The organism is Comamonas nitrativorans, from assembly GCF_042654765.1.
In the GTDB taxonomy this organism is placed as follows: Bacteria; Pseudomonadota; Gammaproteobacteria; order Burkholderiales; family Burkholderiaceae_C; genus Comamonas; species Comamonas nitrativorans.
The window spans coordinates 34,761-51,005 of sequence record NZ_JBHSEW010000009.1 but is presented as its reverse complement, the minus strand read 5'-3'; the positions used below and the strand labels follow the sequence as shown (position 1 = coordinate 51,005).

The 16,245-nt window shown below is 64.9% G+C and carries 14 protein-coding genes and 1 riboswitch; of the genes, 10 read left to right on the top strand and 4 right to left on the bottom strand.

Annotated elements, in window-relative coordinates:
* Nucleotides 1–12 precede the first annotated feature (12 nt).
* The 3 genes from nuoN to ACFO3A_RS10945 all read left to right on the top strand — a co-directional run bounded on the left by nuoN (nt 13) and on the right by ACFO3A_RS10945 (nt 2,554).
* Nucleotides 13–1,509, top strand: a complete 1,497-nt coding sequence (gene nuoN, locus ACFO3A_RS10955) for an NADH-quinone oxidoreductase subunit NuoN (protein WP_377726296.1) — start codon at nt 13–15, stop codon at nt 1,507–1,509.
* An 11-nt stretch (nt 1,510–1,520) separates the two neighbouring features.
* Entirely contained in the window at nt 1,521–1,829 is a 309-nt protein-coding gene (locus ACFO3A_RS10950; protein WP_377726295.1) for a DUF2818 family protein, read from the top strand.
* 251 nt (nt 1,830–2,080) lie between these two features.
* Nucleotides 2,081–2,554 (top strand): DUF1178 family protein, encoded by a 474-nt coding sequence (locus ACFO3A_RS10945; protein ID WP_377726293.1) that lies wholly within the window; start codon nt 2,081–2,083, stop codon nt 2,552–2,554.
* Nucleotides 2,555–2,743: 189 nt separating this feature from the next.
* On the opposite strand, the gene metE is transcribed toward ACFO3A_RS10945, so the two are convergent.
* Nucleotides 2,744–5,014, bottom strand: coding sequence for a 5-methyltetrahydropteroyltriglutamate--homocysteine S-methyltransferase (gene metE, locus ACFO3A_RS10940; protein WP_377726292.1), 2,271 nt, complete (start codon nt 5,012–5,014; stop codon nt 2,744–2,746).
* A gap of 106 nt (nt 5,015–5,120) precedes the next feature.
* Here metE and ACFO3A_RS10935 point away from each other — a divergent pair, with 106 nt between their 5' ends.
* The 7 genes from ACFO3A_RS10935 to ACFO3A_RS10905 all read left to right on the top strand — a co-directional run bounded on the left by ACFO3A_RS10935 (nt 5,121) and on the right by ACFO3A_RS10905 (nt 12,682).
* Nucleotides 5,121–6,008, top strand: coding sequence for a LysR family transcriptional regulator (locus ACFO3A_RS10935; protein ID WP_377726500.1), 888 nt, complete (start codon nt 5,121–5,123; stop codon nt 6,006–6,008).
* A 153-nt stretch (nt 6,009–6,161) separates the two neighbouring features.
* Nucleotides 6,162–6,818, top strand: coding sequence for a DUF924 family protein (locus ACFO3A_RS10930; protein WP_377726289.1), 657 nt, complete (start codon nt 6,162–6,164; stop codon nt 6,816–6,818).
* 70 nt (nt 6,819–6,888) lie between these two features.
* The gene (locus tag ACFO3A_RS10925; RefSeq protein ID WP_377726287.1) at nt 6,889–8,505 is read left to right on the top strand and encodes a methyl-accepting chemotaxis protein; all 1,617 of its coding nucleotides are present in this window, start codon (nt 6,889–6,891) and stop codon (nt 8,503–8,505) included.
* Nucleotides 8,506–8,507: 2 nt separating this feature from the next.
* Nucleotides 8,508–9,020 carry a bacteriohemerythrin gene (locus tag ACFO3A_RS10920; protein ID WP_377726285.1) on the top strand — a complete coding sequence of 171 codons (513 nt, stop codon included), beginning with the start codon at nt 8,508–8,510 and terminating at the stop codon, nt 9,018–9,020.
* A gap of 61 nt (nt 9,021–9,081) precedes the next feature.
* A riboswitch (cobalamin riboswitch) is annotated at nt 9,082–9,320 on the top strand.
* 65 nt (nt 9,321–9,385) lie between these two features.
* Complete coding sequence (locus tag ACFO3A_RS10915; RefSeq protein WP_377726283.1) at nt 9,386–11,269, top strand: TonB-dependent receptor domain-containing protein; 1,884 nt, start codon at nt 9,386–9,388, stop codon at nt 11,267–11,269.
* Entirely contained in the window at nt 11,254–12,168 is a 915-nt protein-coding gene (locus tag ACFO3A_RS10910) for an ABC transporter substrate-binding protein (protein WP_377726282.1), read from the top strand. The genes ACFO3A_RS10915 and ACFO3A_RS10910 overlap by 16 nt, the downstream gene beginning before the upstream one ends.
* Nucleotides 12,155–12,682, top strand: a complete 528-nt coding sequence (locus ACFO3A_RS10905) for an ATP:cob(I)alamin adenosyltransferase (RefSeq protein WP_377726280.1) — start codon at nt 12,155–12,157, stop codon at nt 12,680–12,682. The genes ACFO3A_RS10910 and ACFO3A_RS10905 overlap by 14 nt, the downstream gene beginning before the upstream one ends.
* 129 nt (nt 12,683–12,811) lie before the next feature.
* On the opposite strand, the gene yddG is transcribed toward ACFO3A_RS10905, so the two are convergent.
* From yddG to ACFO3A_RS10890, 3 genes are all read right to left on the bottom strand, one after another.
* A complete protein-coding gene (yddG, locus tag ACFO3A_RS10900; protein WP_377726278.1) occupies nt 12,812–13,711 on the bottom strand; it encodes an aromatic amino acid DMT transporter YddG in 900 nt (299 codons plus the stop codon).
* Nucleotides 13,712–13,823: 112 nt separating this feature from the next.
* Nucleotides 13,824–15,320, bottom strand: coding sequence for an aldehyde dehydrogenase (locus ACFO3A_RS10895; RefSeq protein ID WP_377726276.1), 1,497 nt, complete (start codon nt 15,318–15,320; stop codon nt 13,824–13,826).
* Nucleotides 15,320–16,228 carry a dihydrodipicolinate synthase family protein gene (locus tag ACFO3A_RS10890; protein WP_377726275.1) on the bottom strand — a complete coding sequence of 303 codons (909 nt, stop codon included), beginning with the start codon at nt 16,226–16,228 and terminating at the stop codon, nt 15,320–15,322. Before ACFO3A_RS10890 ends, ACFO3A_RS10895 begins: the two co-directional genes overlap by 1 nt.
* Nucleotides 16,229–16,245: the final 17 nt, after the last annotated feature.

The following is a 16,245-nucleotide window of genomic DNA, read 5'->3' as shown; positions in this document are numbered from 1 at the left end:
GAGAGATTCCAAATGATTGACAACATCAGCTGGCTTGCCATCTACCCCGAGATCGTGTTGATGGTCATGGGCTGTGTGATTGCCCTGGCCGATCTGGGCGTCAGCAGCGCACGCCGTACCGGCACCTATGTGCTGACCATGCTGACCCTGGCCGTGGTGGCCATCATGCAGGCCATGTACGCCTCCAGCGGCAACACGGTGTATGGCTGGAGCAACATGGTCGTCTCCGACGCCATGGGCAACTGGCTCAAGTGCTTTGCCACCCTGTCCATGATGGTGGCCCTGGTCTATGCCCGCCCGTATTCCGCCGATCGCGGCATGTTGCGCGGCGGCGGGGAACTGTTCTCCCTGGCCATCTTCTCGCTGCTGGGCATCTTCATCATGATCGGCAGCAACCATCTGCTGGTGCTGTACCTGGGCCTGGAGCTGCTGACCCTGTCCAGCTACGCCATGGTGGCGCTGCGCCGGGACCATGAAGCCTCGGTCGAGGCCGCCATGAAGTACTTCGTGCTGGGCGCCATGGCCAGCGGCTTCCTGCTGTACGGCATGTCCATGATCTATGGTGCCACCGGCTCCCTGGACATCGGCGAAATCTTCAAGGTCATCGACGCGGGCGAAACCAAGCCGCAAATCCTGGTGTTCGGCCTGGTGTTTCTGGTGGCCGGTCTGGCCTTCAAGCTGGGCGCGGTGCCCTTCCACATGTGGATTCCCGACGTCTACCACGGCGCTCCCACCTCGATCACCCTGATCATCGGCAGCGCCCCCAAGCTGGCTGCGTTTGCCGTGGTGATGCGCCTGCTGGTCGATGGCCTGCTGCCCCTGGCCGCAGACTGGCAGCAGATGCTGGCCTTCATGGCGATTGCCTCGCTGCTGATCGGTAACCTGGTCGGCGTGGTGCAGACCAACCTGAAGCGGATGCTGGCCTACTCCACCATTTCGCACATGGGCTTTCTGCTGCTGGGCCTGATGTCCGGCGTGGTCGATGGCGAAGTGGATACCGGCACGGCCCAGACGGCCTACAGCGCCGCCATGTTCTACGTCGTCACCTACGTGCTGACCGCCTTGCCCGCTTTTGGCATCATCGTCCTGCTGGCCCGCGAAGGCTTCGAGAGCGAGGAAATCGCCGATCTGGCCGGCCTGAACCAGCGCAGCCCGCTGTACGCCGCGATCATGACCATCTGCATGTTCTCGCTGGCCGGCATTCCGCCGCTGGTGGGTTTCTACGCCAAGCTGTCGGTACTCGAAGCTCTGGTGGCGACGGGCCAGACCTTCAACATCGCCCTGGCCGTGTTTGCCGTGGTGATGTCGCTGATCGGCGCGTTCTACTACCTGCGCGTGGTCAAGGTCATGTACTTCGACAAGCCTTTGACCGCTGGCGACATCGTGGCGCCGATGGACGTGCGCTCGGTGCTGTCCTTCAACGGCCTGCTGGTGCTGGTGCTGGGGATTTTCCCCGGTGGCCTGATGGGGCTGTGTGCCGACGCCGTCGTGCGGGCGCTGACTTCCTGAGGCGTAGGCGCGTGAGTCAAACCGCTTCCATCTGGCTGGTGATCCTGGCGGCCTTTCTGGCCGCCAATCTCCCTTTTCTGAACGAGCGCTGGCTGCTGGCCGGTCCGCGTCCCCGGCACGGCGCCAAGCCGTTGTGGGCGCGGCTGGGGGAACTGCTGCTGCTGTATTTCCTGGTCGGCGGCATGGCCCTGGCGCTGGAACGCCGCGCCGGGCAGATTTACCCGCAGGGCTGGGAGTTCTACGCCGTCACCGGCGCCTTGTTCCTGACGCTGGCATTTCCGGGCTTTGTGTACCGCTACCTGGGCAAGCACCGCAGCTGAGCCCATTGCGCGTTTACCCTTAGAACCTGTTCACGATCTCGGCGCGAAGGGGTGCGGGATGCAGATCGGGATGATCTGCCAGGCGCAGACCGCAGCCATAGCGGTGCTATGGCGAGGATTTGCAACGCCGCAGAGCGCCCGAGGCCGCGACTGCACACCCGCGCGGAGATCGTGAACAGGTTCTTACGGCATCTCTTTGCAGATGCCGTTTGTTTTTCTTCCTCCTTTTTTAGTTTTAAAGAGGGGCTGCCATGAAGGTTTTTGACTTGCGCTGCGGCCAAGGCCATATTTTCGAAGGCTGGTTCGGCTCCGAAGCCGATTACCGGAACCAGCAGCAGCGCGGCCTGCTGCAATGTCCGTTGTGCGGCGACGAGGAAATTACCAAGGGCTTGAGCGCCCCCCGGCTGAACCTGGGCGCTGTGGCGCCGCACGCCGCAAAAACCACGGAAGCCCCCGCTGCCGTGGCGACCCTGCCGGACAGTGCGCCGGAAAAGCTCCGCGCCATGCAGGCGGCCTGGCTGCAACTGTCGCGGCAATTGGCCCAGGGCAGCGAAGATGTGGGCACGCGCTTTACCGAGCAGGCCCTGGCCATGCACCGGGGCGAACAGGAGGAAAAACCCATTCGCGGCCAGGCCACGCCCGCACAGGCCCGGGAATTGCTGGAGGAGGGTGTGCCCGTGCTGCCGCTGGCCTTGCCCAAGGTGAGCGGAGAAACATTGCAATAGCCCGCCCGCCAGTTCGCCGGTCTGCCGACCCGCCGGCACGGCGATTCAACAGACGATAAAAAATAGCCCCAACCGTAAGGATGGGGCTATTTTCATAGCTGTTTCCACTGATGAATAAACGATTTCAGATAGAAAACACTTTGAAATCGTTTATTTACCTGCGGAAGAAGCTCTGCTATTTGATAGTCATCATGCCGCAGCACGCAGCTCCTGGGCGGCGGCCACCATGGCTTGCAGCGCGGGGATGACTTCGTTCCACTGGCGGGTTTTCAGGCCGCAGTCCGGGTTCACCCACAGGCGTTCGGCGGGGATGCGCTGGGCGGCTTTCTGCATCAGTTGCACGATGTGCGCCTGGGTCGGGATGTTGGGCGAGTGGATGTCGTACACGCCGGGGCCGATCTCGTTGGGGTACTGGAAGTTCTCGAAGGCATCCAGCAACTCCATGTCCGAGCGCGAGGTTTCGATGGTGATCACGTCGGCATCCATGTCCGCAATGGCGGCGATGATGTCGTTGAACTCGCTGTAGCACATGTGGGTGTGGATTTGCGTGCCGTCCTGTACCCCGTTGGCGGTGATGCGGAAGCTCTCGATGGCCCAGTCCAGGTACTCGTGCCACTGGCTCTTGCGCAGGGGCAGGCCCTCGCGCAGCGCCGCTTCGTCGATCTGGATGACGCGCACGCCGGCTGTTTCCAAATCCAGCACTTCCTGGCGGATGGCCAGTGCCAGTTGCTTGCAGGTGGTGCTGCGCGGCTGGTCGTCGCGCACGAACGACCAGTTCAGGATGGTGACGGGGCCGGTGAGCATCCCTTTCATGGGTTTGGCGGTCAGCGACTGGGCGTAGGTGATCCATTCCACGGTCATGGCCCGGGGGCGGGCGATGTCGCCGAACAGGATGGGCGGCTTGACGCAGCGCGAACCGTAGGACTGCACCCAGCCGAACTGGCTGAAGGCATAGCCTTCCAGTTGCTCGCCGAAGTATTCGACCATGTCGTTGCGTTCGGCTTCGCCATGCACCAGCACGTCCAGGCCCAGGGCTTCCTGCTCACGCACGCTGCGGGCGATTTCTTCCTGCATGGCTTTCTGGTAGTCGGCAGCGCCGATGCGTCCGGCCTTGAAGTCGCTGCGGGCGCGGCGGATGTCCGGCGTCTGGGGGAAGGAGCCGATGGTCGTCGTCGGGTAGGCCGGCAGGCGCAGGTGGGCGGCCTGCTGCTGGGCACGCGCGGCATAGCTGCTCTGGCGCTGGCCCAGGGCGGCGGTGATGGCAGCCACGGCGGCCTGCACTTCGGGGCGATGCACGCGCGGCGAGTTGCGGCGCTGGGCCAGGGCGGCGGCGTTGGCGGCCAGCTCGGCCTGCACGCTGGCGCGGCCCTGGTTCAGCGCCTGGCCCAGCACTTGCAGCTCCTGCAGTTTCTGTTTGGCGAAGGCCAGCCAGTTTTTCACCTCGGGGTCGAGTTTTTCTTCGCTGTCCAGATCGACGGGCACGTGCAGCAGCGAGCAGCTCGGCGCCAGCCACAGGCGCTCGCCCAGGCGTTCGGCCAGGGGTTCGAGCCAGTCCAGGGTGGCGCCCAGGTCGGTCTTCCAGATATTGCGGCCACTGATCACGCCCAGCGACAGCACCTTGTGCGCCGGCAGCAGGCCGATGAGCTGCTGCACGTCGCCCGCATCTTGCGTCGCATCCACGTGCAGACCGGCCACGGGCAGGTTGGCGGCCAGGTATTTGTTGTCCAGCAGTGGGCCGAAGTAGCTCGCCAGCAGAATCTTCACCTTGCTGCTCTTCAGCTGGTGGTAGGCGGTGTTCAGCGCGTGCTGCCAGTCGGCGTCCAGCTCCGTCACCAGGATGGGTTCGTCCACCTGCACCCACTCCACGCCTTCGGCGGCCAGGGTGTCCAGCAACTGGGCGTACACGGGCAGCAGGCGCTCCAGCAGGGCCAGCTTGTTGCTGTCGTCCTTGGCCTTGCCCAGCGCCAGGTAGGTGACGGGGCCGACGATGACCGGCTTGGGGTTCACGCCCTGGGCGCGGGCCTGGGCCAGTTGCTGCACCAGACGGCTGGCGTTGAGCGCAAACCGGGTGTCGGCGGTGAACTCGGGGACGATGTAGTGGTAGTTGGTGTCGAACCACTTGGTCATCTCGCCCGCGGCCACGCCGGTGCTGTCGCCTGCGCTGCGGCCCCGGGCCACGCGGAAGTATTGATCCAGTTCGCTGCCGGGCAGGTTGCGCACCCGCTCGGGCAGGTGGCCCAGGGTGAAGCTCATGTCCAGCACCTGGTCGTACAGGGCGAAGTCGCCCACGGGTACCCAGTCCAGCCCGGCTTGCAGTTGCCAGTGCTGTTCGCGCAGCCAGGTGCCCAGGGTGTTCAACTGCTCGGCGCTGGCTTCGCCGCGCCAGAAGGCTTCCAGGCCGAATTTCAGCTCGCGCTGGGCGCCGATGCGTGGGAAGCCAAGGTTATGAATGATGGTCATAAGGATTGCTTTCTTTCCAATGGTTGGTTCGATGGGCGCAATCCTAGGCGTCCTGGTACATGAAGTAAAATGGTAATAATTCAACTATCCATTATTTTTGTTCATGATTCTGGAGCGCATTCATCTGGCCATCGTGCTGGCGGTTGAGCAGCACGGCTCCCTGACCGCAGCGGCGCAGCAGTTGTACGTCACCCAATCGGCCCTGAGCCATAGCGTGCGCAAGCTGGAAGAGCGCCTGGGCACCGCCCTGTGGCTGCGCGAGGGGCGCAGCCTGCGCCTGACGCCTGCGGGGCAGCAACTGCTGATCCTGGCCCGGCGGGTGCTGCCGCAACTGGAGCAGATGGAGGCCAAGCTGGCGCAGATCGCCCAGGGCCAGCGCGGCAGCCTGCGCATCGGCATGGAATGCCACCCGTGCTACCAGTGGCTGCTGAAGATCGTCGCCCCCTACCTGGCGGCGTGGCCGGACGTGGATGTGGACGTGAAGCAGAAATTCCAGTTCGGCGGGCTGACGGCGCTGCTCGATTACGAGATCGATCTGCTCGTCACCCCCGACCCGGTGTACCAGCCGGGGCTGGTCTTTACCCCGGTGTTCGATTACGAGCAGGTGCTGGTCGTCAGCAGCCGCCATCCGCTGGCCCGGGTGGATTACGTCCGGCCCGCCGACCTGCAACGCGAAACGCTGATCACCTACCCCGTCCCGGCGGAGCGGCTGGACATCTTCACCCAGTTCCTGCTGCCCGCCGGTACGGCGCCTGCCGCGCACAAAAGCATCGAAACCACCGACATCATGCTGCAGATGGTGGCCAGTGGCCGGGGCGTGGCCGCCCTGCCGCGCTGGCTGGTGCTGGAATATGCCGAGCGCCTGGACATCCGCCCCGTGCGCCTGGGGCCGCAGGGCGTGGCCAAGCAGATTCACCTGGGCGTGCGCAGCGATGAGCAGGGGATCGATTACCTGGCGGCCTTCATCGCCCTGGCGCAAAGCCACGGGGATTGATAGAACGATAGCGGCTACCGCTGATAAATAAAAGGATTCACGGTGTTTTATTTCTGAAATCGTTTATTTTTCAGCGGAAGAAGCTCTTGTTCTTGATACGTTGCGCCGCCCTATCATGTTGCCTGAGACCTGTTCCAAGAAAGGGCTGCCGCCATGACCATGTTCGATTTCTCTGCCGCCACCCCCGTCCTTGACCCCCGTCTGGCCCAGGTGCTGGAATACTGGCTGGGCAGCGAACAGCCCAGCAACGCCAGCGCCCTGGCCCGGCAAGGCCTGTGGTTCACCAAGTCTGAGGCCACCGACGAGGAAATCCGCAAGCGCTTCGGTGCCGTGCTGCTCGAAGCCCTGGCCGGCAGGCTGCAATCCCAGGCGCAGCACCCGCTGGGCTGGCTGGCGCTGATCATCGTGCTGGACCAGTTCACGCGCAACGCCTACCGGGGCACGGCCAAGGCGTTTGCGGGCGATGCCCTGGCGCTGGCCCTGGCGCAGCAGGGCATCGATGCCGGCAGGGATCAGGACCCGGCCATCCCGCTGGTGGCACGGATTTTTCTCTACCTGCCGCTGGAGCACGCCGAAGACGCCGCCTTGCAGACGCACAGCGTGATTGCCTTCGAAGACCTGGCCGCGCAGGCGCAGGAAACGGGGGATGCCCAGGTCGGCAGCTTTCTGGCCGGCACCCTGGATTACGCCCGGCGCCACCAGGCCGTGATCGAGCAGTTCGGCCGCTTTCCGCACCGCAACCGTGTGCTTGGACGCAGCAGTACGGCGCAGGAGGTGAAATACCTGAGCCAGCCTGGGGCCGGTTTTTAATCGATGTTTCTTTCTGTAACATAAGCCCCCTTGCGGAGCTTTCCGATTCCTTTTCACAGCGTTCTTTCTTATGGTCAAACTTTTCTCTCCTCTGCGCCATTGGCGCGTCGGCACGCGTTTGTTCGCTGCTTTCGGCATGGTGCTGGCCCTGCTGTTGCTGGTTGCCATAGTGGCGCTGTGGAATCTCAACGCCTTGAGCCAGATCACCCGCCAAATGACGCACGTGACCTGGGCGAAGTCCGATGCCGCTTCGCGGCTGGGTCTGATTGCTGCGCTCAATGCCAAGCGCACGGTCGAGCAGCTCGTCAGCGACCCGCAGCGGCGCCAGCAGCTGCGCGATGAAATCCTGGCCTCGCGCGAGGAGTTCGTCGCTGCGGAAAAGCGCCTCGAAGCGCTGGTCTACCTGGACGAGGGCAAAGCTCTGCTGAAGAAAATCGAAGAGGCCCGCAGCCTGTATGTGCAGTCGCAGGCCAAGTTTTATACCTTGCTGGATGCTGGTGATACCGAAGCTGCCGTCAATGAATTGCAGAGCGTCACCTTGGTGCAACTCGCATTGATGACGGAGCATTGCCGCGCTCTGGGCGATTTGCAGCAACGCATTGCCCAGGAAGACGGTGCCCGGGCCGAGGCCGATGCGGATCTGGCCCGCTGGATCGTGGTTGTTACCGGCGTGATCGCTGCCATCCTGGGCATGGTGCTGGCCTGGGGGATTACCCGTTCCATCATCCAGCCGCTAGGCCAGGCCGTCGGGCTGGCCCAGTCCGTGGCCCAAGGGCGGCTGGATAACGCAATCGATATCGTCAACTCCGACGAGACCGGCGATCTGCTCCAGGCCCTGCGCAACATGGACCGCAGCCTGGCGCACATCGTCACCGGTGTGCGCCACGGCAGCGACTCCATTGCCACGGCGGCCGTCCAGATCGCCACCGGCAACCTGGACCTGTCCAGCCGCACCGAGGAGCAGGCCAGCGCCCTGGAAGAAACCACCGCCGCCATGCAGGAGCTGTCCGGCACCGTCACCCAGAACTACGACAGCGGCAAACAGGCCGCCGCGCTGGCCGAAAGCGCCGCCAAGGTCGCCGTGCGCGGCGGGGAAGTGGTGGCCGAAGTGGTGCATACGATGGAGGCGATCAACACCTCCTCGCGCAAGATTGCCGACATCATCGGCATCATCGACAGCATTGCCTTCCAGACCAACATCCTGGCGCTGAACGCCGCCGTCGAGGCCGCCCGTGCGGGCGAACAGGGGCGGGGCTTTGCCGTTGTTGCCAGTGAAGTGCGTGCCCTGGCCGGGCGCAGCGCCGACGCGGCCCGCGAGATCAAGGGGCTGATCAGCGAATCCGTCGGCAACGTCACCAGCGGCAGCACCCAGGTGGAAAAAGCGGGCAGCACCATGGACGAAATCGTCGTCAGCGTGCGCCGGGTGGCCGATATCATGGGCGAGATCAGCGAAGCCAGCCAGGACCAGAGCATGGGCATCGCCCAGATCAACCAGGCCATGCAACAGATGGATCAGGTCACGCAGCAAAACGCCGCCCTGGTGGAAGAAGCCGCTGCGGCGGCCCAGTCCATGCAGGCCCAGGCATCGGCCCTGGTGCAGGCGGTCAGCGTGTTCCGCCTCGTCCAGGGCGGCCGGGGGTCGGCGCGGGCCGCTGCCGTGCCGTTGCAGCTACAACAGGGGGGGTAGTTATGGCGTATTTCGAGTGGGCCGATGACATGGTCATCGACAACGGGGTGATCGACCAGGAGCATCGCGTGCTGGTCGATCTGGTCAATGAGCTGCACACCGCCACCAGCCGGGGCATGGGGCAGACGGTGGTGGCCTCCATCCTGCGCCGGGCCATCGACAGCACGCGCGAACACCTCACCCACGAGGAAGACATCATGGCCCGCGAGGGCTTCCCCGACCTGGAGGAACACAAGCTGCGCCACCAGGAATTCATGAACAGCCTGTACGACCTGGAGCGCCGCCTGCAAACCGGCGGCATCACCGTGGCCGCCCAGCTCTCGCGCGTGCTGCGCGACTGGCTGTCGCTGCATATCCGGCGCGGCGACAAGGAGCTGCGCCGCTTCGTCCAGCGCCGCGAGCGGGAGCAGGAGCGGGCCAAGTTGCAGGCCAAAATCCAGGGCCGGACGCAGGCCGCAGGGCAAATCGGCATGCAGGCCGGGAAAAACGGCGCGGGGCGTTTGCCGGGGAAGTGAAGAATGCCCGCCCGGATAAATGGCCGCCGTTGCTTGTGCGTCGGGCAGCGGCGGCTTTTTAACTAGAATCGCCCGCTTTGGTGCCCGCCAGGCAGTTCTCTTGCCTGGCAGTTAAACGGGAAACATGGCCGCTGGCCTGCCTGCACGGCAGGCCGCGCAGCATGTACTGCCCCCGCAACAGTGAGCACGCCGGTCGCAAGACCACAGACCCGCCCCCAGGCCACTACAGCCCCGTGCTGTGGGAAGGCCGCCGGTCTGATGCGTGCCAGTCTGGATACCGGCCAAAAAGGTTCCAGCCTGCCCACCCGCAGGCTGGTGTGCGTGAAGCCTTGGCGGGGACGCCGGGGCCAACAAATTCCTCTCTTATGTATAACCTGATTTCCCCTTTGGGCAAGGCTGCCGGCGTGCGCCTGCCCGCCCGTTTTGGCATGGCCGCCGTGGCGCTGGCCGCTTCGTCCCTGGCCCCTACTGTTGCGGCACAGGAGGCCCGGCTGGCTGAAACCGTGGTCACGGCCACCCGTACCGAAACCAAGCTGGACGAGACGCTGGCGGACGTGCGCGTCATCACCCGCGAGCAGATCGAGGCCATTGGCCCGGGCCGCTCGATGGCCGAGGTGTTGCAGCGCCTGGCGGGCGTGCAACTGTCCAGCAACGGTGGCCGGGGGCACCTGCAAAGCGTGTTTCTGCGCGGGGCAGGCAGCAGCCAGACCTTGCTGCTGGTCGATGGCGTGCGTTATGGCTCGGCCACCACAGCGGCTCCGGCCCTGGCCAATTTGCCGCTGGAACTGATCGAGCGTATCGAAGTGGTCAAAGGCCCGGCCTCGGCCCTGTACGGCAGCGAAGCCGTGGGTGGGGTCATCCAGGTGTTCACCAAGCGCGGCCAGGGTGCGGGCAAGCCGTTCCTGGGCAATGCCGAAGTCACGCTGGGCGACTATGGTCACAAGTCCGGCGCAGTCGGGCTGCGCGGCGAACAGAACGGCTTTGACTATCAGCTGAACCTGAGCCGTGTGACCGAGCATGGCATTTCCGCCACCAATGCCAACGACGGCGGCTACGACCCCGACCGCGACGCCTTCGACCAGACCGCTGCCCAGGTGGCCGTGGGCTATGCCTTCAACGCTGATTGGCGCGTGCAGGCGCAGTGGATGCAGTCCCGGGGCACGGTGTTCCTCGATTCCGGGCCGGGCAGCCATGACGACCTGCGTACCGAAGTCGGACGCGTGCAGCTCCAGGGTCAGGTGCTGCCGCTCTGGCGCAGCACGGTGTCGGTGGGGGAATCGACCGACAAGCAGATCGGCCTGCAGCAGGCTTGGGGCGACTACCACTTCACCACCCGCCAGACCGAGTACAAGTGGGACAACACCATCACCACCCCCCTGGGCGTGGTTCTGGCCGGGGTGGAGCGGCTGGAACAGAAGGTGGACACCTCGAACCACTACGCCGTCAACAAGCGGACGGTGGATGCCGTGTTTGCGGGCCTGAACGGCAGCGCCGGACGACATTCCTGGCAGATCAATGTGCGCAACGACGACAACTCGCAATTCGGCGACTTCACCACCTACGGTCTGAGCTATGGGCTGGAGCTGGTGCAGGGGCTGCGTGCCTATGCGGCCCACGGCAAGAGCATGAAGGCACCATCGTTCAACGATTTGTACTATCCCGCTCCCGGTATGTCGTGGGGCGGTAATCCAGACCTGGTGCCGGAGAAAGGCAAGAACAACGAAATCGGTCTGCAATGGAGCCAGGGTGCACACAGCGCCAAGCTGCTGCACTTCGACAACAAAATCCAGAATCTGATTGCATCCGGCAGTACCAGCATGGCCAACGTGGCAGGCACGACGCGCCTGAAAGGCTGGAGCGTGGAATACGGCTTTGCCTTTCAGGGCTGGGCTGTGGCTGCCGCCTACGACTACTTGGATGCCAAGCAGGCCGATGGCCAAACGCCCGTGCGCCGCGCCAAGCACCAGGCCAGCCTGAATGTGGACAAGCAACTGGGCGCCTGGCGCCTGGGCACCAGCCTGCTGCACGTGGGCAGCCGCAAGGATACGGATTTCAAACCCTGGCCTGCCGTCCCCGTCACGCTGCCTGCCTACACCACGGCGGACGTCTATGCCGAATACCAGTTCACCCCCGAATGGTCGTTGCAGGCGCGTATCGCCAATCTGGGCAACGTCCGCTATGAAACCGCCTATGGGTACAACCAGTTGGGCCGTGCCGGCTATCTGACGCTGAAATGGGCCATGCGCTGACAGCGGTGCGGGCGGCGGCCTGCCGGTCGTTGCGCTGCCTGGGGGCCGGGCTGCTGCTGTGGGCCGCAGCGGCTGCGGTCTGGGCGCAGCAGACCGTGCCACCCCGGCGCATCGTCTCCCTGCTGCCCTCGGCCACCGAAGCGGTATGCGCCCTGGGCGCTTGCGACCGGCTGGTGGGGGTGGACGATTTTTCCCTCGACCCGCCCCAGGTGCAGGCGCTGCCCCGCCTGGGCCGGACGTGGGAGCCGTCGATCGAAGCGGTGGTGCAATTGCGCCCCGATCTGGTTCTGACCGGGCGCACGCCGCCCGTGCAGCAGCGCCTGCAAGCGCTTGGCTTGAACGTGCTGGAGGTGGACGCCACCACCGTGGCCGACGTGCAGGCGGCCCTGCAGCGCATCGATGCGGCCCTGCAACTGGGCCGGGCCGATGCGCTGTGGGCCGGTTTGCAGCACCGCTTGCAGCAGCAGGCCGCAGCCGTGGCCCGTCAGCGCCAGGGGCTGCCGGCATTGCGGGTGTATATGGAAGTGGACAACGCCATGTATGCCGCCGGGCCGGATTCGTTCATGGGGCAATTGCTGGCGCAACTGGGGGCGGACAACATCGCACCGCCCAGCGCCACCGGGTTTCCGCAGCTCACGCCGGAGTATGTGGTGCGGGCCGACCCTGACCTCATCATCCAGTCGCACGCGGCCAGTGTGCGGGCCTTGGCCGGGCGCCCGGGATGGCGCAACCTGAGGGTGTTGCGCCAGGGTCAGGTGTGCCAGCTCAACCCGCAGGAAAGCCGCACCGTCACCCACCCCGGCCCCCATCTGGACAAGGCCGCAGCCATTCTGGCGCAGTGCCTGAATCTGGCCGCAACCACCGGAAAAGCACCAGGAGAACACCATGAAACCCAGTAAAAGCTATGGGGAGCTGTGCTACCCCTTCATCCACGAGACTTCGACGCTGTGCGATTTTGAAATGGTCACCGACGAGCTGTGCGCCCTGATCGGCATGGCCTTGTCTGCCATGCCGCCGGAAATGGCCGATCTGGCTGCCGACCTCGACCGATTGCAGCCCCTGGCGTTTCACGTCAATGGCTCGATGCGCGGCAGGCTGGCGGTGGAGGAGGCCGACGTGCAATGGGTGGTGCAGCGCCTGCGCCATTACCAGGATGAGCTGGGCGAGCGCCAGCACACCTTCATCCTGCCCCGGGGCACGGTGCCGGTGCCGCAATTGCATCTGGCCCGCTCGTGCGCCAAAAAAGCCATCCGTGCCCTGGTGCGGGTCGAGCAGGAGGGACATGCCATCCCTGACGTGCTGCCCCGCATGTGCAATGCCATGTGCAATCTGTTTTTCCTGATGACGCTGGTCGTCAATCGCCGTCGCGGGGTGGAGGAAGTGCCCTTCGTCAGCAAAAGCTACAAGGTGTAGCCCAGGGGCTTTAGAACGTGTTCACGATCTCCGCGCGGGTGTGCAGTCGCGGCCTCGGGCGGTTTGCGCCTGGCAGCCCATCCCGATCCGCTTCCCGCACCCCTTCGCGCCGAGATCGTGAACACGTTCTTACCGCCGTGTCGCCAGCCAGCACAGAATCGCCCCGCCGCACACCATGGCCGCGCCCTGCCAGAAGGCCCACGATAGCGCGGCCCCCAGCAGCCACACCGACAGCGCCGAGGAAAGCACGGGGATGAAGTACGAAGCCCCCGCCAGCACGGTGACGTTGCCGTGCAGGATGCCCACGTTCCAGGCCGCGTAGCCAAAGCCCATGGCCCCGGCGGCCAGCAGCAGGTAGACGATGGCGGAAAGGTTGAAATCCATGCTGGCGCCACTGGCATCACCCTGGAGCAGGTATTTGGCCCACAGCACCAGCGACACCAGGATGAAGAAGGGCGTGACGCCGTTCTTGCCATTGGCGATGCGGGCGGTGACGGTGCAGTAGCCGGCCCAGATCAGCGCCCCGGCCAGGGCCAGGCCGTAGCTCAGGGGGTTGTCCTGCACGTTCCGCCACATACCGGGCAGGTCGAAGCCCTGCTCGCCGCCCAGCACCCAGCCGATGCCGACGATGGACAGCACGAAGCCCGGCGCGATCAGCCAGTTGGCCTGCTGCCGGTTGAACACAATGGCCGCGACGATGGTGAAGGTGGGCCACAGGTAATTGACCATGCCCACCTCGATGGCCTGCTGCGCCGTGTTGGCGTAGCCGATGGACAGGGCCAGGCACAGCTCGTAGGCGACGAACAGCAGGCTGCCCCAGAGCAGGTAGCGCGGCGGAAACGCCCGCAGTTCGCGCGGCCTGGCGCCGCCCACGGTCAGCAGCAGAAAGACCGAGGCCACGCTGTACATCATGGCCGCCCCGCCCGTGGGGCCGAGGTGGTCGCTGACGCTGCGGATCAGGCCGACGATGGAACTCCACAGCACGATGGCGACCAGCCCGATCAGGGTGGCCCGGTTCTTGTTTGGCATGGGTAATCGGTAAATTTTTTGGAAAGAAATAGCTGCTTGCGCTTGTATATATTGGTTTTCAGATAAATAAATACCTGAAATTCAATGATAACAAGCAGTAGCAGCTATGTTTTTAGTCCTGCGTATCGATCCAGATGGTCTTGATCTCAGTGTACTGGTCGTGTGCCCACTGGGATTTGTCGCGGCCGCCGAAGCCGGACTCCTTGTAGCCGCCGAACGGCGTGGTGATGTCGCCCTCGCCAAAGCAGTTCACCGTGACCACGCCCGCATGGATGGCGCGTGCGACCTTGATGGCATTGCGCAGATCGTCCGTATAGACCGAGGCCGCCAGGCCGTAGACCGAATCGTTGGCCAGGGCAATCGCCTCTGCCACCGTTCTGAACGTGGTCACGGCCAGGATGGGGCCGAAGATTTCTTCCTGGAACAAACGGCTGTCCCGGCCCACGCCATCGACCACGGTGGGCTGCACGAACACGCCCTGCTCGGTCTGGCCGCCAAAGGCCACGGCAAGCTTTTCCTCTGCCGCATGGGCGAAGTAGGCGCTGACCTTCTCGAAATGCGCCTTGCTGACCATGGCACCCAGGCGGTTGTCGGGGTCCAGCGGGTCGCCCATCTTCCAGTCGCGCATGTGGGCGCCGATGCGCTCCAGCAGCGCAGCCTTGATGTCCTCATGCACGATCAGGCGCGAGGAGGCCGAGCAGTTCTCGCCCATGTTCCAGAACGCGCCTGCCACGATGTGCTGGGCAGCGGTGTCCAGGTCTTTCACGTCGTTCAGCACGACGGCCGGGTTCTTGCCGCCGCACTCCAGCACCACGCGCTTGAGGTTGGATTCCGCCGCGTATTGCAGGAACAGACGGCCCGTGTCGGTGGAGCCGGTAAAGCTGACCATGGTCACGTCGCGGTGGCGGCCCAGCGGCTCGCCCACGTCGCGGCCGCCGCCGGGCAGCACGTTGAACACGCCTGCGGGCACGCCAGCTTCGTGCGCCAGCTCGGCCACGCGCAGCGCGGTCAGCGTGGTTTCCTTGGCGGGCTTGACGACGATGGAGCAGCCCGCGGCCAGCGATGGGCCGATCTTCCAGGCCAGCATCAAGAGCGGAAAGTTCCACGGCAGCACCAGGCCGACCACGCCGATCGGCTCGCGCACCACCAGGGCCAGCGCGTTGCTGCCGACCGGGGCCGTGTGGTCGTAGAGCTTGTCGATCAGCTCGGCGTGCCAGCGGATGGTGTGGATGGCCTCGGGCACGTCGGTGTTCTGGCATTCGCGGATGGGCTTGCCACTGTCCAGCGTCTCCATCACGGCCAGCTCGTGGGCGTTTTGCTCCAGCAGGTCGGCAAAGCGCAGCAGGATGTGCTTGCGCTCATTGGGCGACAGGCGGCTCCAGCGGCCATCCTCATACGCGGCCTTGGCGGCGGCCACGGTGACGTCCACGTCCTCGGGGCCGCAGGCGGCGATCTGCGCCAGCGACTGGCCGGTGGCCGGGTTGGTCGTCTCGAAGGTCTTGCCCGACAGCGCGGGGCGGAAAGCGCCGTCCACAAAAGCCTGCGTCGGCAGCTGGATGGATTGGGCCAGGGCCGCGTACCGGGCGGCGGTCAGCAGTTCGGCGGCCATCAGTGCTTGCCTCCGGTGATGGCGGCCACGTCGCTCTTGAGCTTGGCGACCACGGCTTGCAGGCCCTGCTTTTCTGCGTCCGTCATGCCTTGCAGAGGGGCACGCACGCCGCCGGTTTTCAGACCGGCCAGCTCGCAGCCGTACTTGATGGACTGGACGAACTTGCCGCCTTCCAGGAAGTCCATCAGCGGCATCAGCGCAGCCATGATGCGGCGGCCCTTGTCGAAGTCTTTTTCGACCACGCAGGCTTCGTACAGCGCAATGTGTTCGCGCGGGATGAAGTTGGAGCCCGCGCAGACCCAGCTGCGTGCGCCCCAGGCAAAGAACTCCAGCGCTTGGTCATCCCAGCCGCAGGACAGGGCGATCTGCGGGAACTCGCAGGCCAGCATGTGCAGCTGGCCGGTCTGGCCCGAGCTTTCCTTGATGGCGACGAAGTTCTTCGACGCTTGTGTCACGGTCTGGAAGAACTCGCGGCCCATGGACATGCCCATGCGGCCCGGGTAGTTGTAGAGCATGACGGGCAGGCCCGCAGCGGCGTCGATGGCCAGCGCATGGGCGGCGTTCTCGGCCTCGGTCGGCAGCGCGTAGGGGGGCGTGCCCACCAGAATGGCGTCGGCCTTGAGCACCTTGGCCAGTCTGGCGTACTCCACCGATTCCTCGGTACGCACCGCGCCGGTGCCGATGATGAGCTGGGCGCGCGTGCCGATCACCTCCTTGGCGTAGGTGGCCAGCTCCAGGCGCTCCTGCGTGGTGTGGGCGTAATACTCGCCGGTCGAACCCGCGATGACGATGCCGTGGACGCGGGCGGCGATCAGCGACTCCAGCACCTCGGCAAACGCAGCCTTGTCGATGCTGCCGTCGGCGGCCAGGGGGGTGATGGCGGGGGTGTAGATGCCTTCGAATTGCATGATGATTTCCTTGAAAA